Here is a 22,494-nt window from a genome sequence, read left to right as displayed (position 1 = left end):
GAACACTCACGCCCGACCCCCCTTGACCCGAGGATCAACAACCCGCTGAACGACATCCGCGAGCAGTGTCCCCACCACAGTCGCGACGGAAATGACGAGCACGCACCCGAGGAGCACCGGGTAGTCCGAAGACTGAGCCGCACTCCAGAACAACAGCCCCATCCCCGGGTAGTTGAAGAGCTGCTCAACCACCAGCGCACCCCCGAACAACACCGGCACGTAATACCCCAGCATCGCGATCACCGGCGTGAGCGAGTTCCGGAACACGTGCTTGAAGAGAATCGCCCGCTGCCGAGAACCCCCCGCCCGAGCAGTCCGCACGTAGTCCTCGGAAAGGTTCTCCAACGTCGAGGCCCGCATGTACCGACTGAACACGGCGACCATCGAGGCCGCCCCGGTCACCACGGGCAGCACCAACGCCACCGGATCGGCGAAGACCTGGGCCAACGTGTCCCCCTGCGGCGCCTGCGAGGGAAACCACCGCAGCATCTGCGTGAAGACGAGCACCAGCACAAGTCCCAGGAAATACACGGGAGTCGAGTACGCCACGAAACTCAACGTGGTGATCACATAGTCGGCCGGCTTGTTCCGCCGCACCGCCTGCCACATGCCCAGCGGAATGGCGAGCAACAGCCCGAGAACCGCGGACAGCACGGTCAACACCAGTGTCTTCGGCAGGCGTTGCTCGATGAGCCGGGACACCGCCTCGTTGAGCGTGTACGACGTGCCGAGGTCACCGTGCAGCAACTGCCGCAGGTAGTACAGGTATTGGACGGGCAGCGGCCGGTCGAGCCCCTGGTCGTGGTTGAACAGCGTGATCTGCTGCGGGGTGGCCTGCGGGCCGAGGATCCCGCGCGCGGGACCCCCGGGCAGCGCGTGCAGCAGGCCGAACACCACGACCGTCACGATGAGGATCACGACCAGCGCCTGGGCGATCCGCCGGGTCAGATACAGGAGGGTGTCCATGCCTCAGCTGGTCCACTTCCACTGTGCCGGGTGGAAGTTGGCGAGCGGGTCCTGCGAGAAGCCGCCGAGGCCGTTCTTGACCACGGAGATCTGGTAGTCGGGCTCCGGCAGCCAGATCACCGGCAGGTCCTTGGCGAGGGCCGCGCTGTACTCCTGGATCTCCTGCGTCGAACTCGACGTCGTGGACGCGGAGATGAGCTTGTCGACATCGGCGTTGGAGTAGTTCCCGAAGTTCGCGCCGCCCTTGGACTGGAACAGGGAGTCACCGGTCGGGAAGGCCGGGAAGTACCAGCTGCCGGCCGTACCGAAGAAGGACAGCTGCCACTTGCAGATCGACTGCGAGGCCGTGCACTGCGGGGTCTGCGACAGCACGGAGTTGACCGGTGCGGTCTTGATGGAGAACTTGATGCCGGTCTTCGCGAGCGAGGACTGGATCGCGCTCATCATGTTGTCGGTCACCGTCGAACCGGACTGCGACAGCACCTGCATCTGGAACTTGGTCCCCTTGGCGACCCCTTCACCGCACTGCGCGGCGCCGGTGCCGGGGCTGGTGCAGGTCATGACCCCGCCCTGCTCGCTCCAACCATGGCTGCTGAGCAGCGACTTGGCGGCCGAGGTCGAGAACGGATACGGGTCGCTCTTCTGCGTGGCCGAAAGGAAGGACGAACTCTGCGCCTGCGGGATCGGCCCGTACCCGGGCACCGCCGTCCCGTTGAAGATGACCTTCGACAGACCGGCCTGGTCGATGGACCGCTGCACGGCCTGCCGGGCGTAGAGCTGCTTGAACACGGCACCCATGGAAGGGTTGTTGAAGTTGTACGGCATGTAGGTGATCGCCCAGCCCGACCACGGCTTCACGGTGTAGCCCTGTGCGGTGAAACTCGCCTTCTGGTCGAGGTCGGTCGCCTCGATGTAGCCGTAGTCGACGCTCCCGGACCGCAGCGCGTTCTTCTCCGCGTCCGCCGTCGTGAACGGGAGGAGGTTCACGGTGGGGATGCCGGGCTTCTCGCCGCCGTCGTACTTCGAGTTGGCGGCCAGGACGACCTTGCCGGCCGTGGAGAAGGACTTCACGGTGTACGGGCCGCTGACCGTCTTCCACAGGGCGTTCGACGCGTAACCGCTGATGTTCTTGGCCGCGTTGTTGAGGTACGTCCAGTCCTGCTTGGCGTCCCCTGCCTTGTCCCAGACGTGCTGGGGGAGCGGGGTGACGGAACTCAACTCGTTGGCCAGCATCCACTGCGGGTTGTAGGCCTTGTCGAAGGTGATCGTGAAGTGGCGGGTGTCCACGGTCTTGAAAGAGGTCCAGTTGTCCGGCGCCTTGCCCGGGTTGTAGCCCGCCCACTGGGACTTGTTCGCCTTGATGAGGTCGAACCAGAACTTCACGTCGGCGGAGGTGACCGGCTTCCCGTCGCTCCAGTGCCGGTCGCCGAGGGTGATCGTGACGCTCTTGTTGTCGGCCGCGAAGGCGGCGGCGGTCGCCACCGAGCCCTTCTTGTTCCAGCCCATGCTGCCGGTCGAGCCGTCGTAGGCGATCAGCGGCTCCCACAGCGAGTTCGCGATGGAGATGTTGTTGGTGTTGAGGTGGGCCGCGGTGCCGATCGGCAGGATCCAGTTCGGGGTGAAGTTCGCGGGCAGCGCGTAGTCGATCGAGTCGTGGGACCCGGACGACGACGTACCGCTCGACCCGGAACAGCCCGCGAGCAGCAGCGAGGCCGTGGTCAGGGAGGCACCTGCGAGGAGTCTCTGGCGAACAGGGGACATGGTTCTCCTCGGAAAAAGAGGGGCGGAGGCGGGAGTGAGGACAGTCAACGACCCCTGGTGTCGAAGAAACAGTCGTGCCGCTGTAAAAAGTCTGTTTCTGCTGTTCTGAAAAAAGCCGGGAGCCCATCCGGGTGGCTTACGCTCGTCGCCTCGATCACCCGATCCGGAAGTAACTTCCTTCATGCCTGAAAAAAGTGCGCACCGCCGGAAGAGCAGCACCTCGGGTGTCTCCTCACTGGCCGAGCACGTCCTCGAACTCCTCGCCTCCGGGCAGGCCGCCACCCGCACCGAACTCGCCGAACTGCTCGGCGCCGCGCCCTCGACGATCTCCCTCGCCGTGGGCCAGCTGGTGTCCCTGGGCCTGGTCGCCGAGCACGGCACGCGCTCCTCCACCGGCGGCCGGCCGCGCAAGGTGCTGCGGCTGGGCGGCAGCGACGGGTTCGCGGTCGCGGCCGAGCTGGGCGGCAAGCACGCGCACGTGGGGGTCGTGCTGCCCGGCGGCGGGCTCACCGACGTGTCGACCGTGCCCTTCCCCACGGCGGACGGCCCCGAGGCCGCGCTGCCCGGTCTCGCCGAGACGCTCACCGCACTCGCCGAGCGGCACGGGCGGGAACGGCTGCGGGGCGTGGGCCTGTGCCTGCCAGGACCGGTCGACATCGCCTCCGGGATCGTCACGCTGCCCGCCCGGATGCCCGGCTGGAACAAGTTCCCCATCCGCGACTGGCTCGCCGACCGCTTCGAGGTACCGGCCGCCGTCGAGAACGACGCCAACTGCATGGCCGTCGGCGAACACACCGTCCAGCCCGCCGAGCGCCGTCAGTCGATCATGGTCAAGGTGGGCACCGGGATCGGCGCCGGCGTCATCGCCGACGGCCGCCTCTACCGCGGCGGCACCGGCGCGGCCGGCGAGATCACCCACGTCCGCGTCGAGGCCGCCCAGGACATCCCCTGCTCCTGCGGCAACACCGGCTGCCTGGAGACCGTCGCCTCCGGTGCCGCCCTCGTCCGCATCCTGCGCGGCCACGGCCTCGACGTGACGTCCACCGAGGACGTCGTCCGCCTGGCCACCGACGCCCACCCCGAAGCGACCCGAGCGGTCCGCCAGGCCGGCCGCTACCTAGGCCAGGTCCTGGCGGCCAACGTCAACTTCTTCAACCCCGACGCCGTGTATCTGGGCGGCATCCTCTCCACCCTGGAACCCTTCGTCGCGGCAGTCCGCAGCCAGCTCTACGAGGGCTGCCACCCCCTGGTCACGGAACACCTCGTGATCGAACGGGCGAGCCTGGGCGCGGACGCGGGCTTGGTGGGCGCGGGCCAGTTCGCCCTCCAACGGGCGTTGGCCCAGGCGCTCCAGACGGTCACAGACCAATCGGCGACGCGATAGTCCACCTATGGGGGCTATCGGGGACGCGATAACCCACCTTCTTTTAGGGGCGCGGGGAACTGCGCGACCAGCCACAACGAGCCCGCACCCGACACACAACCTGGAGCCCCCTTGCCTTCATCCCGCCCCACCATCGCCATCGCAGGCCTGGGCATCGAATCCTCGACCTTCTCCCCGGCCCGCACCGAAGCCCCCGCCTTCCACCCCCACCGCGGCCCCGAAGTCCTCACCCGCTACCCCTTCCTCGCCCCCGGCACCCCCCTCCGGGAAGCCGCCGACTGGCAAGGCGCCCTCGTAGGCAAGGCCCTCCCCGGCGGCACGGTAACGGCAGCCGCGTTCGCCGACCTCGCCGACGAACTCATCGCCCGCCTTAGCCAGTTGGGCCCCGTAGACGGCCTCTGGTACGACATCCACGGCGCGATGACAGTCGAGGGCATAGACGACGCCGAAGCCCAACTACTCGCCCGCATCCGGGAAACCATCGGCCCGCACACCCTCGTGTCCACCTCGATGGACCTGCACGGCAACGTCTCCCGCGAACTGGTCCACCAGAGCGACCTGATCACCTGCTACCGCATGGCCCCGCACGAGGACGCCATGGAGACCAAGGAACGCGCCGCCCGCAACCTCGTAGACCTCCTGGCGAGCGGCGCCCCCCGCCCGGTCAAGGCCTGGATCCCCGTCCCGGTCCTCCTCGCGGGCGAACAGACCTCCACCCGCATCGAACCGGCGAAGAGCGTCTACGCGGCCGTAGAAGAAGTAGAAGCAACCGCAGGAGTCACCGACGCGGCGATCTGGGTCGGCTACGCCTGGGCGGACGAGCCCCGCAACCGAGCCGCGGTCGTCGTCACCGGCCCGTCCGCCGCCCAAGTCACCGCAGGCGCCGAACAGTTGGCCCGCGGCTTCTGGGAAGCAAGGCACGACTTCGAGTTCGTCGCCCCGACCGGCGCGCTCGACGACTGCCTGGACGAGGCCCTCGCCTCCACCGCCCGCCCGTACTTCATCAGCGACACCGGCGACAACCCGACCGCTGGCGGCGCGGGAGACGTCACCTGGGGACTTCAACAGGTCCTGGAACGCCCGGAGTTCAAGGACCAGGACGGCCCTACGGTCATCTACGCGTCGCTGCCCGGACCGTCCGCCGTAGCCACGGCGGAGCGCGCCGGTGTCGGCGCCACCGTCACGGTCACGGCGGGCGCGGAGGTCGACGACCGGCACGCGGGCCCGCTCACCCTCACCGGAGTCGTGCACTCGATCCGGCACGGCGACCGGGACGCGGAGACCGAGGTCGTCCTCAGAGTCGGCAGCGTGCACGTCATCCTGACCCGGCTCCGCAAGCCGTACCACCACGAACACGACTTCACCGACCTGGAGTTGGACCCGCGCTCGGCCGATCTCGTGCTCGTCAAGATCGGCTATCTGGAGCCCGAGCTCTTCGCCATGGCCGCCGACTGGAAGATGGCCCTCACCCCGGGCGGGGTCGACCAGGACCTCGGCAGGCTCGGGCATCACCGCATCCGGCGGCCCATGTTCCCCTTCGACCGGGACATGCCCGACCCGGACCTCACGGCCCGGGTCATCGCCCCCTCCGACGAACCGCTCACCGGGGCGGACGAGTGAGCTTGCCGCCCCCGCCGTCCTCGATGGCGGCGGCGATCAACTGGTCGAGCAGCGCGATCAGTACGTTCCGGCACGAGTCGCGCTCCCGCGCGTCGCACAGCAGTACCCGGACGTCCTCCGGGAGGGCCAGCGCCTCGCGCACCGCCTCCGCGGGATACGGGTGCTCGCCGTAGAAGCCGTTCACGCCCACCACGAAGGGGATGCCCCGGCGTTCGAAGAAGTCGACGGCCGCGAAGCTGGACTTCGGGCGGCGGACGTCGATCAGGACCACCGCGCCCAGCGCGCCGAGCGCCAGGTCGTTCCACATGAACCAGAAGCGCTGCTGGCCCGGGGTGCCGAACAGGTACAGCACCAGGTCCTGGCCGATGGTGATGCGGCCGAAGTCCAGGGCCACGGTGGTGGCCCGTTTCTCCTCGATGCCGTCGAGGTCGTCGACGGCGAGGCCCGCCACGGTCAGCGGTTCCTCGGTGCGCAGCGGGGCGATCTCGCTCACCGAACCGACCATGGTGGTCTTGCCGACGCCGAAGCCCCCCGCGATCAGGATCTTGACCGTCTCGGGCGGCGCGGGTGCCGGAGCGATGGTGTCAGAGCCGGTCAAGGCCCTCCCTCACTTTCTGCAGCAGGTCCATGTCCGGGCTGGTACGGGAGACCGGGTGCGGCGGCCGGGCCGTGATCATCCCCGCCTCCAGCAGATCGCAGAGCATGATCACTACCACGCTCACCGGAAGGTCGACAAGGGCCGCGACCTCCGCCACCGCCAGCGGCTCGGCGCACAGCCGCAGGATGCGGGACTGCTCCGGCTGCGGGCGGGGCGCTCGCGCGGGCGCCGGATCGACCGCGGTCACCGTGGTGATGAGGGTGAAATCGGCGCGGCTGGGCCGGGTTCTGCCACCGGTCAGCGTGAACGGCCGTACGAGCCGTCCCGCCGCGTCGCCACCGCTCACCTCACTCGCCGGGGCCGGCCGCGGGGCCGACGCCCGCCCGCGGCGCGGCGCTGAGATGCTCGCCTATCTTCTTCACCAGCATGTTCATCTGGTACGCGACGACCCCGACGTCCGCGCCCGGACCGGTCAGGACGACCAGATGGGCGCCGGGGCCCGCCGAGGTGAGGATCAGATAGCTGTTCGCCATCTCGATCAGCGCCTGGCGCACCGGACCGCCCCGGAAGTCCATGCTGACCCCCTTGCTGAGGCTCATCAGCCCGGAGGCGGTGGCCGCGAGCCGCTCGGCGTCGTCGCGCAGGAACCCGGTGGACTTGCTGACGACCAGGCCGTCCTCGGACAGCACGACGGCCTGGTTCACCTCGGCCACCCGGTCCACGAGTCCGGTGAGCAACTGGTCGAGCTGGGTGTGCGTGGCGGGGACGGGTCGTGTCATGGCGGAGTCCTTCATGAGCGGTCGGCGGGCGGATTCGAGGAGGCCGCGGCTTCCTCCCGGTCGTACTGCGACGGCGCGTCCTCGTCACGCGCCTGGAACGTGCCGCGCTGGAACCCGGCCAGCGAGGAAGCCGCACGCTCCGCGGTGAAGTCTTCCAGCTCCGTGTCCTCCTCGACCGGCCCGGCCTCCTCCCGCAACTCACTGGCCAGACTGGTCTGTGGCACCCGCCGCGGCAACGGCGTGAGCCCGCCGAGCCCGGCCGTGACCGACTCGGCCTCGGGCGACCGCGCCGGGGGGATGACGGGGCGGGCCTCGGGCGCGGGGCTCGACGTCTCAACTGCCGCATCGGCCAAGACGGTTGACGCGGGGACGGCCGCCTTCTCCGTCTTCTCCGCCTTCCCCGCCCTTTCCGTTACGACGGCCTCGGCATCGGCCGCTCGTGCGGCGCCCCGAGGAGACTCCTCGGGCGGCCCGGGTACGACGATCTCGTGCGGGACGAGCACGATCGCGGTCGTGCCGCCGTACGGCGAGGAGCGCAGTGTCACCGCGATGCCGTGCCGGGTGGCGAGCCGGGCGATCACGAACATGCCGAGCCGCAGGTCGTCGGCGAGGGCGACCACGTCGAACTGCGGGGCCACCGCGAGCTGTTCGTTGAGCGAGGCGTAGTCCTCGTCGGACATGCCGAGCCCGCGGTCCTCGACCTCGATGGCGAGCCCCTTGGCGACCATCGCGGCCCGCACCCCGACGGGACTGGGCGCGGGGGAGTACACGGTCGCGTTGTCGATCAGCTCGGCCAGCAGGTGGATCACGTCCGCGACGGCGGGCGGCGCCAGGCACACCTCCTCCTCGGTGTGCACCTCCACCCGCTGGTACTCGGCGACCTCGCCGACGGCGCTGCGCAGGATGTCGATCAGGGCGACCGGCTCGGTCCAGCTGCGGCGCGGCTGCTCGCCGCTGATGACGACGAGGTTCTCCTCGTAGCGGCGCAACTGGCTTGCGGTGGAGTCGAGTTCGTACAGGCCGCGCAGGACCTCGGGGTCGTCGTGCCGGCGTTCCAGCTGGTCGAGCTTGGTGAGCTGGAGGTTGACCAGGTTCTGGCTCTGCCGGGCGATGCCGAGGATGACCTTCTGGAAACCCCTGCGGGTGTCGGCGAGTTCGACGGCGGTGTGCACGGCGGTGCGTTGCGCGGTGTTGAACGCCTGGGCCACCTGGCCGAGTTCGTCGTTGCCATAGTCCAGGGGCGGGGTCGCCGACTCCACGTCGATCTTCTCGCCCCGGTTCAACCGGGCCACCACGTCGGGCAGCCGGTCCTCGGCGAGGCTCAGGGTGGCCATCTTCAGACCGCGCAGCCGGCGGGACAGAGAGCGGGTGATCCGCCAGGACATGACGACGCACACCAGCAGGGCGCCGAGTCCGCCCGCGCTCAGCAGGGCGGCGGTGACGAGCAGGTTGTGCGCTTTGTCGGAGCTGCGGTCGAGGAGTGCGGCCGTCTGCTGCCGGATCAACACCTCGTACTCGGCGGCTACTTGGGTCAGTGCCGCGTTCCACTGCTTCTGCTCGTCGGGCAGGGCGATCCGGCCGGCCGAGCCGTTGTCCGGCACCGCCCTGTCCGCCGTACCGGCCGTGAGCACCGCGTCCTCCGTGGACTCCAGGGTGCTCCACTCGACGCTCTGAAGGATGTGCTCGATCCGCGTCTTGGTGGCGCCCTGGAACCCGGTGGCGATCTGGTCCTCGACCAGCCAGCGCCGGGCGTGCACCAGCTCGGCGAACTGCTCCCACGACTCGTTGTTCACATACCCGGAGTGCCAGGCCAGCGTCAGCTGCGCGTCCTCCTGGGAGACCAGCTCCGCGCCGTGCTCCAGCGCGACGAGCGGCTCCGCCTGCGAGGTGAGGTCGCCGTCGTCGACCTGGGACAGCTGCTGGAAGGCCTGGATCTGGTCGTCGATGATCGACGTGTACTGGTCCAGCACCTGCTGGGGGGTGATGTCGGTGGGCTTGTCCACCTGGCTGCGGTAGTACTCCAGGCTGTCCACCGACGCGACGACCGAGTACATCCGGTCCCTGATCCGGGACGGCGCCTTCTTGATCGCGCCGGACTGGCCGACGAGTTGGGCCACCGCCTTGTCCGTCGCCGTGCGCTGGGCCTCCAGCGCGGCCTGCGAGCCGTGCGGATCCGCCATCCACGCCGCCGAGAGACTGCGCTCCTTCTGGAGCGCGAGCGCGGCCTCGGTGCCCATGGCGCCGGTCGACCTGCTCAACTCCGTCTGCGAGCGCAGCCGTAGCCCCTCCGCGAATATCTGGGTCGTCGTCAGGCCCCACATGGCGGCCAGCGTGACGCTGGGGACCAGGGCGAGCAGGATCAGGGAAAGACGTATGGAACCGACGCGGCGCCGGGCACCTGTCCGTGGAGACATCGTGGTCGTCCTCGCTACATCCTCGTACGAAGTGTCCGGTCAGCGCGTTCCGTTGGCCGCGAAGTTCGCGACCGCGCCGACGTTCGTCTTCGTCACGAACGCCGGGCCGGTGAGCACGGGAGCCGCCCCGCCGCCACTGATGTTGCCGTTGGTCTTGTACAGCCACAACGAGTCCACGGCCAGATAGCCCTGAAGATACGGCTGTTGATCGACGGCGAACTGTATGTTCCCGCTCTGCACGGCCTTGACCAAGTCCTGGTTGAGGTCGAAGGTCGCGACCTTGGCCTTGCTGCCCGCCGCCTTCACGGACTTGACCGCGGCCAGCGCGAACTGGGCGCCCAGCATGACCACTTCGTCGATGCTGGGGTCCTGCTTGAGTCGGTCCGTGACGCCCGCGGACACGGCGTCCATGTCGGTGCCGTCCACATAGAGCATGTCGGTGTCGCCGGTGAACGTCTTCTTCACGCCCGCGCAGCGCGCCTCCAGGGCGACATTGCCCCGCTCGTGGATCACGCACAGGGCGTGCTTGGCCTTGAAGGCGTCCAGTTTCTGGCCGACGGCGCGGCCCGCGACGCTCTCGTCCTGCCCGAAGAACTCCAGGACGCCCTCCGACTTCCAGGCGTCGATACCGGAGTTGAGGCCGACCACCGGGATGTCCGAGGCCTTGGCCTGGGCGATCGGCGCCTTCATCGCGTCCGGTTTGGCGAGCGTCAGCGCGATGCCGTCGACCCCGTCCTTGATCGAGTCCCGCACCAGCTCCGCCTGCCCGGCGGCGTCGGGGTCGCTCGCGTACGTCAGGTCGACGTCGTCCTTGGCCGCGGCGGCCTCGGCGCCCTTCTGCACCAGCTGCCAGAAGGCGTCGCCCTTGCTCGCGTGGGTCACCAGCACGATCTTGAGCCGGCCCTTGCCCGCGGCACCGGCCGTGTCCGTACCGGAGTCGGAACCACCGGTCGCGGAGCAGCCGGAGAGCAGCAGACAACCGGCCACGGCGAGGGTGAGCGCCGTGCCTGGTATGAGACGGAAGGAGGCGTGAGGTGGGGGTGGAGTGGTCATGGGCGGTGCGGCACCTCGCTGTGCGGCCGAGCTGGGGGACGGGGAGGATGCGCCCGGAGCCGTATGAGGTGCGCCGACCGGGTTACTCCCGTTGGGCCGGAGCCAATCGCGTGTGACCGCTGGTAGTCAAGTGAGCGGCGACATGGAGTGAGTTGTTGCTGCCGCATTGTGATCATCTCGACGTCGTACGGAAGTTGAGGAGGTGGCGTACGGAGAGGACGGAAGGTCACGGCTTGCGGGCCACCGCGCCGTACATCGCGATGTCCTCGTCCCTGATCGGTTCGGCGTCCCCCTCGTCCGGACGCCACTTGTGGACCTGGACGATACCCGGCCCGACGAGTTCGAGCCCCTCGAAGAACTCCTCGGCCTCCGGATACGTACGCAGGCGCATCGGCATACCGCGCGCCGCGTACTCACGGGCGACCCGGCCCACCTCGTCCGGCGCGAACTCCGCCGTACCGATGGACATCGCCAAGTAGCTGCCGGAGGGCAGGGGTTCGAGGAGCCGGCGCACGATGCCCACGGCGTCGTCCGCGTCCAGCACGAAGTGCACGATCGCGATCACGGTCAGCGCGACCGGCTCACCGAGGTCGAGCGTCTCGCGGAACTGGGGAGTGCGCAGGATCGCCGCCGGGTCCAGCATGTCCGCCTCGACGTACGCGGTCCGCCCCTCGGGCGTGCTGTCCAACAGGCCCTGGGAGAGGGCGAGGACGAGCGGGTCGTTGTCGACGTACACGACCCGGGAGTGCGCGGCCGCCGCCTGCGCGATCTCGTGGATGTTCGGGGAGGTCGGGATGCCGGTGCCGACGTCGAGGAACTGGCGGATCCCCGCCTCCCCGGCCAGATGGCGCACCGCGCGGATCATGAAGTCACGGTTGGCCCGCATGTGCACCGGCATGGCCGGCCACTCCCGGATCATCGCGTCGCCGGCCTCCCGGTCGGCCGGGTAGTTGTCACCACCGCCCAGGATGTAGTCGTAGATCCGCGCGGAGTGCGCGGTGTCGGTGTCGATGCGGCCGGACTCGGGCACGGTGCGGCTCCTCTGTTGGTGTCGACCTGTGTCGACACCAACCTCCCAGAATCAGAAGGGAGTTGAGGAGTGAAGCGGGATTTCAGAGGTCGAACTCGTGCGGCGGCAGGTCGAGGGCGAAGCAGGCCTCGCGGACCACGGCCTGCTCGGTCTTGTCGAAGTCGCCGTCCGCGCCGCCGATCACGATGCCGATCTGGATCACGGCACGCGCCTCGGCCGGCTTCTTCTTCGCCTTGGCGATCTCCTGGAGCACGCTGACCTTGCCGAAGGCGAAGTCGGCCGTCAGCTTGTTCAGGTTCTCGTCGAAACGGCGCTGGAGGTCCATCGCGTCGAAGTTCTGCAACACCTCGTTGCTCGCGATGAGCTGGGCGACCCGCTGCCGCTCCGACGGATCGACCGTGCCGTCGGCGGCCGCCACGAGCGCGCACATCGCCATGCTCGCGTCGCGGAACGCCCCGCTCTTCAGGTCGTTCTTCTTCGCCACGAGCTGGGTCTGCATCGTCGACGCGGACTCCTTGAAGCGGTCCCACAGGGCCATGCGAACTCCATGTGTACGTAGTCGTGCGTCATGCGGTGGCTGGTCGTACGTATACAAAACCGTCGTATACAAATCCGTGTCCGTAGCACCGTGGAAACTCCCCGGACCGAGGAGAAGTTCCGGCCGCCTAGACTGGGCCGTTCACGAACGGGACCCGCCAGGAACGGGAGGCGACGACGGTGGCGACAGCCGGCAGCGGCTTCGACGACCCGTCCGCCGACGTGCTCGCGGACGCCGCCGCGGCCTTCGGACTGCTGGCCTCGCCCGCCCGGCTGCACATCGTGTGGGCACTGGCCCAGGGCGAGAGCGATGTCACCGGGCTCGCTGACCGGGTCGGCGGCGCGCTGCCCGCGGTCAGCCAGCACCTCACCAAACTCAAGCTCGCGGGCCTGGTCCGGTCCCGCCGCGAGGGCCGCCGCCAGGTGTACTTCGTCGACGACCCCGACGTGGTCGACGTCGTCCGGCTCGCGGTCACCCGCATCGGCGACCGCGCCGACCGGACCGACCTCCCCGCCCCCCGACTCCGTGGCCTCTGACACCGCCGCCCACCGGCACACCCCGCTCCAGGTGCTGCGGCACCTCGACACCGGCCCGCGCGGACTGACCGACCCGGAGGCCGCGGCACGGCTCGCGGCGACCGGCGAGAACACGGTTCCCCAGCACCGTACGACCTCCTGGCCCCGCCTCTTCCTGCGCAGCCTGCGCGACCCCTTCACCGCCGTCCTGCTCTGCCTCGGCCTGGTCTCGGCGCTCGTCGCCTCCTGGGGCACCGCCGCGGTGATCCTCGCCCTCGTCGCGGTGAGCTGCGTACTGCGCACGAGCGGGGAACACCGGGCCGACCGCTCCCTGCACGACCTGCGCGAGCTGGTCGGCTCCACCGCCTGCGTGCTGCGCCGCGCGGACGAGGAGGCGCCGGTACGGGCCCGGGAGACACCGGTCGCCGAGCTGGTGCCGGGCGATGTGATCCGGCTCGGGCCCGGCGACCTCGTCCCCGCCGACGTACGACTGCTGCGCGCGACCGGGCTGACCGTGCACCAGGCCGCGCTCACCGGCGAGTCCGCGCCGGTCGCCAAGGCCGCCGTGGAACTGCCCGGCGCGGCGGACGAGGGCCCCTTCGCGCAGCCGTATCTCTGCTTCCAGGGCAGCGGTGTCGTCTCGGGCAGCGCCACGGCGGTCGTGCTGGCGACGGGCGCGTGGACCCGGTTCGCCGCCGCGCACAGCGGGCCGGCGCGGCGGGAGGCGAGCGCGTTCGACCGTTCCGTGCACGGGATCTCCTGGGTGCTGATCCGGTTCATGCTGCTGACGCCCCCGCTCGTCCTCATGGCCAACGCGGCGCTGCGCGGGCGGGGCCTGGCGACGCTGCCGTTCGCCGTCGCGGTGGCGGTCGGGCTGACCCCCGAGATGCTCCCGGTGATCGTGACGACCTGCCTCGCGCGCGGGGCCGCGCTGCTCGCCCGTACGCACGGCGTCGTCGTCAGACGCCTCCCCGCGCTGCACGACCTGGGCGCCGTGGACGTCCTCTGCCTCGACAAGACCGGCACGCTCACCCAGGACCGCCCGGTCGTGGAACGCGCCCTCGGCCCCGACGGCAGCGACGATCCGGACGTCCTGAACCTGGCCGCCACAGCCGCCTGGTGGACCCTCCAGCTCGCCGAGGCACCCGTGCCCGACGCCCTCGACGAGGCACTGCTGGAGGCGGCGGGACCGGTGGGGGAGGAGTACGACGGGGTCGGGGCCGTGCCCTTCGACCCGGTACGCCGGCTCGCGACGGCGGTGGTGCGGGGCGAGGCCCTCGGCACGCACACGCTCATCGTGAAGGGCGCGGTGGAGGACGTGCTGGAGCGGTGCGCGGTGGCCCCCGCGGAGCGCGAACGGCTGCTGGCCCTGGCCGAGCGGGAGGCGGAGTCCGGCCTGCGGCTCCTGGCGGTCGCCACCGCCGAACGCCCCGCACGCGCGCGTGACTACGGCCCGGCCGACGAACGCGGGCTGGACTTCCGGGGGTTGGTGACCTTCCACGACGCCCTGAACCCGGACGCACGGGACGCCCTGCGGGCCCTCGCCGACCTGGGCATCGGCGTGCGGATCCTCACCGGCGACCATCCGGCGACGGCGGCGCGGGTGTGCCGGGAGCTGGGGCTGGAGCCGGGGGAGGTGCGGGTCGCCGCGCGCTGCACGCCCCAGGACAAGGCCCGCGCGGTCGCCGCCCTGCGCGCGGCCGGACACACGGTCGGCTTCCTCGGGGACGGTCTCAACGACGTCCCCGCGCTGCGTGCCGCCGACGTCGGCATCGCGCCGCGCGCCGCCGTGGACGTGGCCCGCGAGGCCGCCGACGTCGTGCTCGCCGGCAAGGACCTCGCGGCGGTCCGGCACGCGGTCACGGCGGGGCGGCGCAGCAGCGCGAACATCGCCTCGTACCTGCGGATCACGCTCTCCTCGAACCTCGGCAACGTCATCGCGATGCTCGCGGCCGGCCTGCTGCTGCCGTTCCTGCCGATGCTCCCCACCCAGGTCCTCGCCCAGAACCTCTGCTTCGACGCCGCCCAACTGGCCTTCGCCTACGACCGTCCCGGCGCCGCGGTGCTGCGCCGCCCGACCGTGCTGCGCCCGCGGGCGTTCCTCCGCTTCCTCACCGGGTTCGGGGTGCTGAACGCGGTCGCCGACCTCGCGACCTTCGCGGTCCTCGCGCTCGCGCTGCGCGGCCCGGACGCCGTGGACGACGAGGTGCTGTTCCACTCGGCCTGGTTCACCGAGAACCTGCTCACGCAGGCGCTGGTGATGCTGCTCCTGCGGACCAGGGGCGGTACGCCAGGTCCGGTGGGGCGGGCGGCGGCCGTGCTCGCCGCGGTAGGAGTGCTGCTGCCCCTGAGCCCGCTGGGCGCGCCGCTGGGCATGACGGGACTGGCGCTCCCTTATTACGTCCTGCTGGCAGCCGTGCTCGGTGTGTATGCCCTGGCCCTGAGGGGTCTGCGATCCACCTCAGGGTTGTACAGTTGCGCAACATAGCAACTGTCGTGTGAGGGAAGAGGAGGACGAGGTCATGCTCCGCAACGGACTGGAACCTTGGCACCTGCTGGTCGTGGCGATCGTCGTCATCCTGCTGTTCGGCTCGAAGAAGCTCCCGGAGGCCGCACGCGGACTGGGCAAGTCCATGCGCATCCTCAAGAGCGAGGCGAAGGCGATGAAGGAGGAGAGCAACGTGGCGGAGTCGGTCCCGGTACAGCCGACCGCCGTGCACACCGTGACGGAGTCCCCGGTCGTCGCCTCCACCGAGCCGCCGGCGACCGCGCACTGAACTCGCCGACCGCGGCGATGCCCCGAGAGCCTGCGGCCACCCCGGTCGGTGAGGGGCGCCGGTACTGGCTGTGGGTTGCCGGTACCGGGCGGGGCGGCGGCCTCGACGGGTTTTGCGCAGGGCACAGGAGCCCGGGGTCGTGCTGAGCGGCCTCAGTGCGAGGTCCCCGCGTGATGTGCCGGTCCGGCGGAGCGTGCCGCGGGCATGCCTTGCTCACCGGCGTCCGTGAGATGCCGCCGTTTCCTGCGACAGGCACTGGTGCCGGGTCGGCCCCGGTGACTCCTCCGGCCCTGAACTCCCGCCGCTCACCGACGCGTTGGGGTTTCCGTGAGGTGCCCGGGAAGGAGTCCTGCGTCGTGACGGGGACTCGGTGGCCGAGGAACACGTCGAGCCCCGGCTGTCGCCGGGGTCGGTCTGACGCGTCAGGACTGTTGCTGGAGGGACTTCGTGGTCGTCTTCGCCTCGCGCTTGCGGCGCTTGCGTTCCGAGCGCGGCTCCTGGTCCGGCAGCCAGCCGAACGTCATGCAGCTGCCCACGATGCCCAGCGTCAGCCCGATGAAGAAGCCGCCGAGGTTCGAGGTGAGCCAGCTGCCCAGGGTGCACAGGATGCCGACGATCGAGTAGAAGAGACGCTGGCCCGGGCTGAAGAGGATCAGCAGGCCGCACAGGAGCATCACCACGGGGAGCAGGTAGCCGGTCACGCCCTGCATCCCGAAGTGCATCGCGACCTTCAGCGACACCTTCTCCGTGAGCAGGATCTCCGCGCCGCCCAGGGCGAGCAGCAGCCCGCCCCAGAACGGGCGGCGGGCCCGCCAGTTCCGGAAGGCGGGCCGCTTCCCCTGCGGTGGCAGGTTCTCCGACATCAGCAACCCGAGTCGCTGAAGCTGAGCTTGAGGCCCGGCAGCTTGAACACACCCGCCGTGGTGGCGTAGTTGGTCTGCCGGAGGTTGTCGATGTGCACGGTGTCCGACTGCTGGCTGAAGACGCCCTTGTTGCCCTGGACACCCGCCTTGGTGAGCGTGCTGGCGTCGTTGCCGATCTCGATGTTGCCGAAGGACGCGTCACCCGACAGCTCGGTCGAGTCGGTCGTCAGGTTGGTCGCCGTCACCTTCGTGGAGCCGCTGCCCGCCTTGATCAGCAGGTTGATCCCGCCCAGGTCGACGCTCTGGCACAGGCTGTCGAGCGTGGCGCTCTTCATGGCGGAGGTCATGACGAGTACCTGGCCGCCCGTGTCGCCCTCGTTCGGGCTGTTCGGGATCATGTTGTCGAGGCCGCCGAACTGCTCGAAGCCGGTGCCGTCCAGCGACTTCGCGGTGACCGTGAACGGCATGCCCGAGATGGAGAACTGCACCCCCAGGGCGCCCTGGGCGGTGAGCACCGCGAGGGTCGCGGCGACCAGCGTGGCCGGCACCGCCATGATCGCGGCGCGGCGCAGTCGGACCTGACCGCGTCTCCCGGGACCCTCGGAGGTCTCGGGTACGGAACCGCTTTCCGGCTGCTCAGGGGTGTTTCCGTTGGACGGGTTGGCGTCCGAGGGTGAAGCCATGTCTGCTCCCATGTGCTGCTCTGGTTCAACGCGAGTCGGTATCGAAGTGGCGCGTTGTCCTGGCGCGGACAGCGAGTGCGGCGCACCCTCCCCCACAACTCCCGGCGGGTGCAAGGGCTTTCAAGGTTACGCAGCAGTAGCCGACGAGGAAGTTACCGGGGGTTACATTGAAGGGTCAAGGGAGTTGTGAAAAAAGAGTGTTGATGATGCGCCACCTGTGAGGCAAGGCCTTCCCGCACTTCCGCAAAGCCCCGGCTTGTACATCAACTTGCCCTGCATCTCTTGACGTTGACTGACACTCAGGTCTACAACTCTCCCTTGTTTGCCGGATCCGTGGCGCCGGATCCGCCGCGCGGCACGAGCCGCGTTCCCGGACTTCCCTTTCCGCAGGGGCACTTCACGCCCTCAGAGTCCGAACCCCCGCGGCTCGGCACGGCCGCTTCCCCCTGGCCCGTGCCGTCCGCCCCACCGCCCGGCCCGGCCGGAGACCCCCAACCCCCGCGGGCCTCCGGCCGGTCACCGGCCGGCCGCCGCCCCGGCCCGTCACGTACGGAGAAGGCGTCACGGGTCGGCGGCGGCGAACTCGGGCGCCCCAAACCCCAGTTACCCCACCCCCCAAGAACCCCCCGGTTCGACCCTCCACTTCGGAAGAAGAGGTACACCCGCATGCGCACTCGCACCGTCCTCACCCTCGTCGGCTCCGTCGCCGCGCTCACCCTCCCCTTCACCGTCCCGGCGTCGGCGGACGGCGCCGCCGTGCTCACCACCGGCAGCCTCGGTGGTACGGCCGTCGCCGTCGGCGATGTGCTGACCGCGCCCCTGGCCACCGGCACCAGCGCCACCCTGTACTCCAGCGCGACCGGCACCAGTGGCATCAAGTGCACCTCGTCGCAGTTCACGGCGACCGTCACCGACAACCCGACCGCGCCGGGCACCGCCACCGAGTCCGTCTCCGGGCAGACCTTCACCACCAGCAGCTGCACGAGCAACGTCCTCGGCGTCCTCGGTGTCTCCAGCATCACGGTCGACAACCTGCCGTACACCACCGCGGCCGTCTCGGACGGCACCCTGACCGTCACCCCGGCCAGCGGCTCCACCATCCAGACCACGGTCAAGCTGACCACCCTGCTGGGCAGCATCACCTGCGTCTACCAGGCGCCCAGCCTGAGCGGCACGTCCGACAACAGCGACACCAGCATCAACTTCACCAGCCAGGCCTTCACCAAGACCTCGGGCTCGTCCCTGTGCTTCAGCGCGGGCTACTTCACCGCGAAGTACGCCCCGGTGACGGACAACGGCGCGGCGGTCTACACCAACTAAAGGAGGTCCGGTCGAGAAGCAAGCTCGACCGATGAGCAAGTAGGGCCTGTACGCGTCGAGTCGGAGGTCAGCGTCGACGCAGTCGCAGGACCAGGGCGGCGCCCCCGGTGAGCACCAGCACCGCGGCGGCGCCGCCCGCCACCATGGGCGCCGAAGGACCGCTGGACGTGGCGTCGGTGTCGGACGCCACCGGGCTGCTGCCCGGCGCGGTGCTCTCCTCGGCCGGGGACGCCGGGGCGGCCGACGACTTCCGCGCGGTCGTCGCCTCCGAAGTGCCCGTGGCCGTGGGGGACTTGGCGGTGGACGACGACGGACTCGCCGTCGTGTCCTTGGAGCCGGCCGTCCCCTTCGACGAGGACGAGGAAGACGAGGAAGAGGTACCGCCACCCGGGAACACCACGTCCGAGCACGAGTAGTACGTGTCCTCGGTACTGCTGTTCTGCCAGATCGTGTAGATCAGCTGGCGCCCGGTCCGGCCCGTCGGCAGCGTCGCCTTGATGCGGTACGCGCCACCGGTCAGCGGCGGGTCCTTCACCTCGGCGAACGGCGTCGTCGGCAGCTCGGACCAGGTCAGGGGCTTCGACACGTCGTAACCGGCCTTCGTCAGATACAACTTGAACGTCCCGGTGTGCGCGATCGTCGACGCGTACGTCATCGTCAGCTTCGCCCCCGGAGTCAGCCGCGTCGACGGCCAGTCGGTGCGCGCGAGGTTCAGCCCCTTGTAGTCGGACAGACCGCCGCTGCACAGCTTCCCGTCGGGGATCACCTGCCGGTCGCGCCCGTTCACGTCGGGGACCCGGATGTTGTCCCAGAAAGTGAAGGGCCCCCCGTTCGCGGCGATGGCGGCCTTGCACGCAGCCGACTGGGCCTGACTGCCACCCTGAGGCGAGCAGGCGTAGACCCGGCTGACCGGATACGTCGGCGCCCCGTGCGCCTGCGCCGGACCCGCCGCCCAGACGGTGAGCAGCAGCGGGGCCATGGCGGCGGCCGCCATGGCAGTGCGATGTGCGGTCATCCGGGACATCCGGAACGTCTCCTCGGCCGGGGGCGGCAACGGTCTGTTCGTGCAATACGGGAACCAGGCCCGGCGCGTTCAGTCCGTCCCCTCGCCGCAAATCGGGATGTATCTTCTCAACTGGCCGATACCCAGGGGTGGTTTCCGGCCTGATCGAGGGTTTCCCCCGTATCCGGATGACCTTCTCTTTGCCTATCGTTTGACCACAGCTGACCCACAGGCAACCCCTGACGAGGCGGCTGCCCGCGCCCGGCGCTCTCTGGTTCGACCCCACGCCGCTTCGACGACGAAGCGAATCGACCGCCGCTCCGCGCTGCTTGGAGTACGGCCACGAAAGGCAAGCCCTTGCGCACTCCCACGGCATTCCCCACCGGACGGGCCCTGATATCCGTCGCCGCGGTCTCCGCGGCCCTCCTCGCCACGGCCGCCACCTCGGTCGCCGTCGCCCAGGAACCCCCCACCCAGGCCGCCGCGCCGGCCCTGTCCGGACAGACCGAGGCCGCCCCCGGCACCCTCGCCGAGCGCCTCATCGTCGGCTACAAGTCCGGTGCCGCAGAAGCCAGTTCGAACCGGGCCGCCGAGGCCGACGCCACCGCCAAGGGCAAGGAGACCGGCGAGAGCGTCGACTTCCAGCGCCGACTCGGCACCGGCGCCGCCCTCGTCGGCCTCGGCGACGCGAAGAGCACCACCGAAGTCGCCGACGTCATCGCCGAGTTCAGGTCCGACCCGCAGGTCTCCTACGTCGTACCGGACCGGCTGAACACCCCGCAGGCCGACCCGAACGACACCGAGTACGGCAAGCAGTGGGACCTCTTCGAGTCCGCCGCCGGGATGAACGTGCCCGCCGCGTGGCCGACTTCGACCGGCAGCGGTGTCACCGTCGCTGTCATCGACACCGGCTACGTCACGCACTCCGACCTCGCGGCGAACATCGTCGCCGGCTACGACTTCATCACCGACACCGCCGTCTCGGTCGACGGCGACGGCCGCGACAGCAACCCGGCCGACCCCGGCGACTACTACGCGGCCAACGAGTGCGGCTCGGGCATCCCGGCCAGCAACTCCTCCTGGCACGGCACCCACGTGGCCGGCACCATCGCCGCCGCCACCAACAACGGCAAGGGCATCGCGGGCATCGCCTACGGCGCGAAGATCTCCCCGCTGCGCGTCCTCGGCAAGTGCGGCGGCTACGACTCCGACATCATCGACGCCATCACCTGGGCGTCCGGCGGCAGCGTCTCCGGCGTCCCCGCCAACGGCAACGTCGCCAAGGTCATCAACATGAGCCTGGGCGGCGACGGCGCCTGCACCTCGGCCACCCAGACCGCGATCACCGCCGCCGTGAACCGCGGCACCACGGTCGTCGTGGCCGCCGGCAACGACAACGACAACGTCGCGAACCACTCCCCGGGCAACTGCGCCAACGTCATCTCCGTCGCCGCCACCAACCGCGCCGGCGCCAAGGCGTCCTACTCCAACTACGGCTCCGCGGTGGACATCTCGGCCCCCGGCGGCCAGACCAGCACCGGCACCGCCAACGGCATCTACTCCACGCTGAACTCCGGCACCAAGACGCCGTCCACCGAGTCGTACGCCTACTACCAGGGCACCAGCATGGCCACCCCGCACATCGCGGGCCTGGTCGCGCTCATGAAGTCGGCGAACTCCTCACTCACCCCGGCCCAGATCGAGTCGGCCATCAAGACCAACGCCCGCGCCCTGCCCGGCAGTTGCTCGGGCGGCTGCGGCGCAGGACTCGCGGACGCGGCCAAGACCGTCCAGGCCGTGAGCACCAGCGGCGGCGGTACGACGACGGGGACGACCTTCTCCAGCAGTACGGCCGTGGCCGTGCCCGACGCGGGCTCGGCCGTCGAGTCCTCGATCGCCGTCAACGGCCGTAGCGGCAACGCGCCTTCGGCCCTCCAGGTCGGTGTCGACATCAGCCACACCTTCCGCGGCGACCTCGTCCTCGACCTGGTCGCGCCGGACGGTTCGACCTACCGCCTGAAGGCCGCGAGCACCTCGGACTCCGCCGACGACGTCAAGGCCACCTACACGGTGGACGCGTCCAGCGAGACCGCCAACGGCACCTGGAAGCTGCGTGTCCAGGACACCGCCGCGCAGGACACCGGCACCCTCAACAGCTGGAAGCTCACCTTCTGACGGAACGCCTGACAGCAGACCCGACGGCGCGCCTGTCGACGCCACAGCAGGCACAGGCGGCACAGGGCATTCACAGAAACAGACCGACTGACCCGTAAGGTGAGGCGCTTCCTCGGAAGTTTCCCGCCAGGGCGGTCGGTCTTCTGTTTGGCCGGGAACCGGCGCTGACACGTGCCACAGCCACCGAAAGTGGTCAAGAGTCGGGGCAGGGGTGACACAGAGACGCAAGTGATGGGAACGTGAGGGGTATTGGCGGTCTTGGGGTGCAAGGTCGACACCGCCGTACGGTGAGCTACTGTGTACAGGGGGTAAGAAAAAAACGGCATGGGCCGTTGTTTTTCCTTCATCGGGAGTGTTTCAGTCGATGGTGAGGCAGCTACGGGCCGAACAGACCCGCACAACGATCATCACGGCCGCCGCCGAGCTGTTCGACCGGCAGGGCTATGAATCCACCAGCCTGAGCGACATCGTCGACCAAGCCCAGGTCACCAAGGGTGCCCTGTACTTCCACTTCGCGGCCAAGGAGGACCTGGCCCACACGATCCTGGAGATGCAGGCCAAGGCCTCGCGGCAAATCTCCAAGGAGATGGACAGCCGGGGCTACTCCTCACTGGAGACGTTGATACGTGTCACGTTCGGCATGACACGGCTGGCCGTCGAGGGCCCCATCCCGCGCGCCGGACTCCGGCTCGCCGCGGGGGAGATCGAGGTACGGCCCCCGATGCCGCACCCCTTCACCGAGTGGCTGGACATCGCCTCCCGCAAACTCACGGGCGCCGTCGCGGAAGCCGACGCACACCCCGACACCGACGTGGACGCCGTGGCCCGTACGCTCGTCGGCCTCTTCGTCGGCATCCGCGTCCTGGGCCGCACCCTCGAACCGGTGGCATTACAGCCCCGCCGGACGGCCGAGATGTGGCACCTGGTGATCCGCGGCCTGGTCCCCGTCCCCCGCCGCGCCCGCTATCTCAGCCTCGCCGCGCGCCTGGAGCGGGAGATCGAGACCGGCTGACCC

At 69.8% G+C, this 22,494-nt stretch carries 20 protein-coding genes; 8 read left to right on the top strand and 12 right to left on the bottom strand.

Going from position 1 to position 22,494, the window contains the following annotated elements; genetic code table 11:
• Positions 1–6: 6 nt before the first annotated feature.
• Both OG714_RS13470 and OG714_RS13465 read right to left on the bottom strand, forming a co-directional pair.
• A complete protein-coding gene (locus OG714_RS13470; protein WP_406120832.1) occupies positions 7–966 on the bottom strand; it encodes an ABC transporter permease in 960 nt (319 codons plus the stop codon).
• Between the two features lie 3 nt (positions 967–969).
• Positions 970–2,727: a peptide ABC transporter substrate-binding protein gene (locus tag OG714_RS13465; RefSeq protein WP_406120830.1), complete on the bottom strand. Its 1,758-nt coding sequence runs from the start codon at positions 2,725–2,727 to the stop codon at positions 970–972.
• A 181-nt stretch (positions 2,728–2,908) separates the two neighbouring features.
• Here OG714_RS13465 and OG714_RS13460 point away from each other — a divergent pair, with 181 nt between their 5' ends.
• Together OG714_RS13460 and OG714_RS13455 are read left to right on the top strand one after the other, a co-directional pair.
• Complete coding sequence (locus OG714_RS13460) at positions 2,909–4,111, top strand: ROK family protein (RefSeq protein WP_406120828.1); 1,203 nt, start codon at positions 2,909–2,911, stop codon at positions 4,109–4,111.
• Between the two features lie 111 nt (positions 4,112–4,222).
• A complete protein-coding gene (locus OG714_RS13455) occupies positions 4,223–5,731 on the top strand; it encodes a M81 family metallopeptidase (protein ID WP_406120826.1) in 1,509 nt (502 codons plus the stop codon).
• Here the strand turns inward: OG714_RS13455 and OG714_RS13450 are convergent.
• From OG714_RS13450 to OG714_RS13420, 7 genes are all read right to left on the bottom strand, one after another.
• Positions 5,712–6,329, bottom strand: a complete 618-nt coding sequence (locus OG714_RS13450; protein WP_366493111.1) for an ATP/GTP-binding protein — start codon at positions 6,327–6,329, stop codon at positions 5,712–5,714. The two genes, OG714_RS13455 and OG714_RS13450, sit on opposite strands and share 20 nt — an antisense overlap.
• A complete protein-coding gene (locus OG714_RS13445; protein WP_200678382.1) occupies positions 6,316–6,675 on the bottom strand; it encodes a DUF742 domain-containing protein in 360 nt (119 codons plus the stop codon). The genes OG714_RS13450 and OG714_RS13445 overlap by 14 nt, the downstream gene beginning before the upstream one ends.
• A 1-nt stretch (position 6,676) precedes the next feature.
• Entirely contained in the window at positions 6,677–7,108 is a 432-nt protein-coding gene (locus OG714_RS13440; RefSeq protein ID WP_406120824.1) for a roadblock/LC7 domain-containing protein, read from the bottom strand.
• 11 nt (positions 7,109–7,119) lie between these two features.
• Positions 7,120–9,522 carry a nitrate- and nitrite sensing domain-containing protein gene (locus tag OG714_RS13435; protein ID WP_406120822.1) on the bottom strand — a complete coding sequence of 801 codons (2,403 nt, stop codon included), beginning with the start codon at positions 9,520–9,522 and terminating at the stop codon, positions 7,120–7,122.
• 39 nt (positions 9,523–9,561) lie between these two features.
• Complete coding sequence (locus OG714_RS13430) at positions 9,562–10,575, bottom strand: substrate-binding domain-containing protein (RefSeq protein WP_406120820.1); 1,014 nt, start codon at positions 10,573–10,575, stop codon at positions 9,562–9,564.
• Between the two features lie 226 nt (positions 10,576–10,801).
• Positions 10,802–11,605 carry an SAM-dependent methyltransferase gene (locus tag OG714_RS13425; RefSeq protein WP_406120818.1) on the bottom strand — a complete coding sequence of 268 codons (804 nt, stop codon included), beginning with the start codon at positions 11,603–11,605 and terminating at the stop codon, positions 10,802–10,804.
• Between the two features lie 82 nt (positions 11,606–11,687).
• Positions 11,688–12,143 carry a tellurite resistance TerB family protein gene (locus OG714_RS13420; protein WP_406120817.1) on the bottom strand — a complete coding sequence of 152 codons (456 nt, stop codon included), beginning with the start codon at positions 12,141–12,143 and terminating at the stop codon, positions 11,688–11,690.
• Between the two features lie 179 nt (positions 12,144–12,322).
• Between OG714_RS13420 and OG714_RS13415 the strand changes: the two genes are divergently transcribed.
• From OG714_RS13415 to tatA, 3 genes are read left to right on the top strand one after another with little or no spacing between them, the layout of a single operon-like run.
• The gene (locus OG714_RS13415) at positions 12,323–12,679 is read left to right on the top strand and encodes an ArsR/SmtB family transcription factor (RefSeq protein ID WP_406120815.1); all 357 of its coding nucleotides are present in this window, start codon (positions 12,323–12,325) and stop codon (positions 12,677–12,679) included.
• Complete coding sequence (gene mgtA, locus OG714_RS13410; protein WP_406120813.1) at positions 12,669–15,146, top strand: magnesium-translocating P-type ATPase; 2,478 nt, start codon at positions 12,669–12,671, stop codon at positions 15,144–15,146. Before OG714_RS13415 ends, mgtA begins: the two co-directional genes overlap by 11 nt.
• 34 nt (positions 15,147–15,180) lie before the next feature.
• Positions 15,181–15,435, top strand: a complete 255-nt coding sequence (gene tatA / locus OG714_RS13405) for a Sec-independent protein translocase subunit TatA (RefSeq protein WP_406131809.1) — start codon at positions 15,181–15,183, stop codon at positions 15,433–15,435.
• Positions 15,436–15,857: 422 nt separating this feature from the next.
• Here tatA and OG714_RS13400 read toward each other — a convergent pair whose 3' ends face one another.
• Together OG714_RS13400 and OG714_RS13395 are read right to left on the bottom strand one after the other, a co-directional pair.
• On the bottom strand, positions 15,858–16,298 hold the full coding sequence (locus tag OG714_RS13400) for a DUF6114 domain-containing protein (RefSeq protein ID WP_406120811.1): 441 nt from the start codon (positions 16,296–16,298) through the stop codon (positions 15,858–15,860).
• Positions 16,298–16,981, bottom strand: a complete 684-nt coding sequence (locus OG714_RS13395; RefSeq protein WP_406120810.1) for a DUF6230 family protein — start codon at positions 16,979–16,981, stop codon at positions 16,298–16,300. The genes OG714_RS13400 and OG714_RS13395 overlap by 1 nt, the downstream gene beginning before the upstream one ends.
• A gap of 666 nt (positions 16,982–17,647) precedes the next feature.
• Between OG714_RS13395 and OG714_RS13390 the strand changes: the two genes are divergently transcribed.
• Positions 17,648–18,301 (top strand): Tat pathway signal sequence domain protein, encoded by a 654-nt coding sequence (locus tag OG714_RS13390; RefSeq protein WP_406120809.1) that lies wholly within the window; start codon positions 17,648–17,650, stop codon positions 18,299–18,301.
• A 67-nt stretch (positions 18,302–18,368) separates the two neighbouring features.
• Here OG714_RS13390 and OG714_RS13385 read toward each other — a convergent pair whose 3' ends face one another.
• On the bottom strand, positions 18,369–19,325 hold the full coding sequence (locus OG714_RS13385; protein WP_406120807.1) for a lytic polysaccharide monooxygenase: 957 nt from the start codon (positions 19,323–19,325) through the stop codon (positions 18,369–18,371).
• A gap of 336 nt (positions 19,326–19,661) precedes the next feature.
• Here OG714_RS13385 and OG714_RS13380 point away from each other — a divergent pair, with 336 nt between their 5' ends.
• Together OG714_RS13380 and OG714_RS13375 are read left to right on the top strand one after the other, a co-directional pair.
• Complete coding sequence (locus OG714_RS13380) at positions 19,662–21,479, top strand: S8 family peptidase (RefSeq protein WP_406120806.1); 1,818 nt, start codon at positions 19,662–19,664, stop codon at positions 21,477–21,479.
• 364 nt (positions 21,480–21,843) lie between these two features.
• Positions 21,844–22,491, top strand: coding sequence for a ScbR family autoregulator-binding transcription factor (locus tag OG714_RS13375; protein WP_406120804.1), 648 nt, complete (start codon positions 21,844–21,846; stop codon positions 22,489–22,491).
• The last annotated feature ends 3 nt before the right edge of the window (positions 22,492–22,494 follow it).

Source organism: Streptomyces sp. NBC_00989 (assembly GCF_045162655.1).
In the GTDB taxonomy this organism is placed as follows: domain Bacteria; phylum Actinomycetota; class Actinomycetes; order Streptomycetales; family Streptomycetaceae; genus Streptomyces.
The sequence above is the reverse complement of the archived record's forward strand: the minus strand, read 5'-3'. Positions and strand labels throughout refer to the sequence as shown.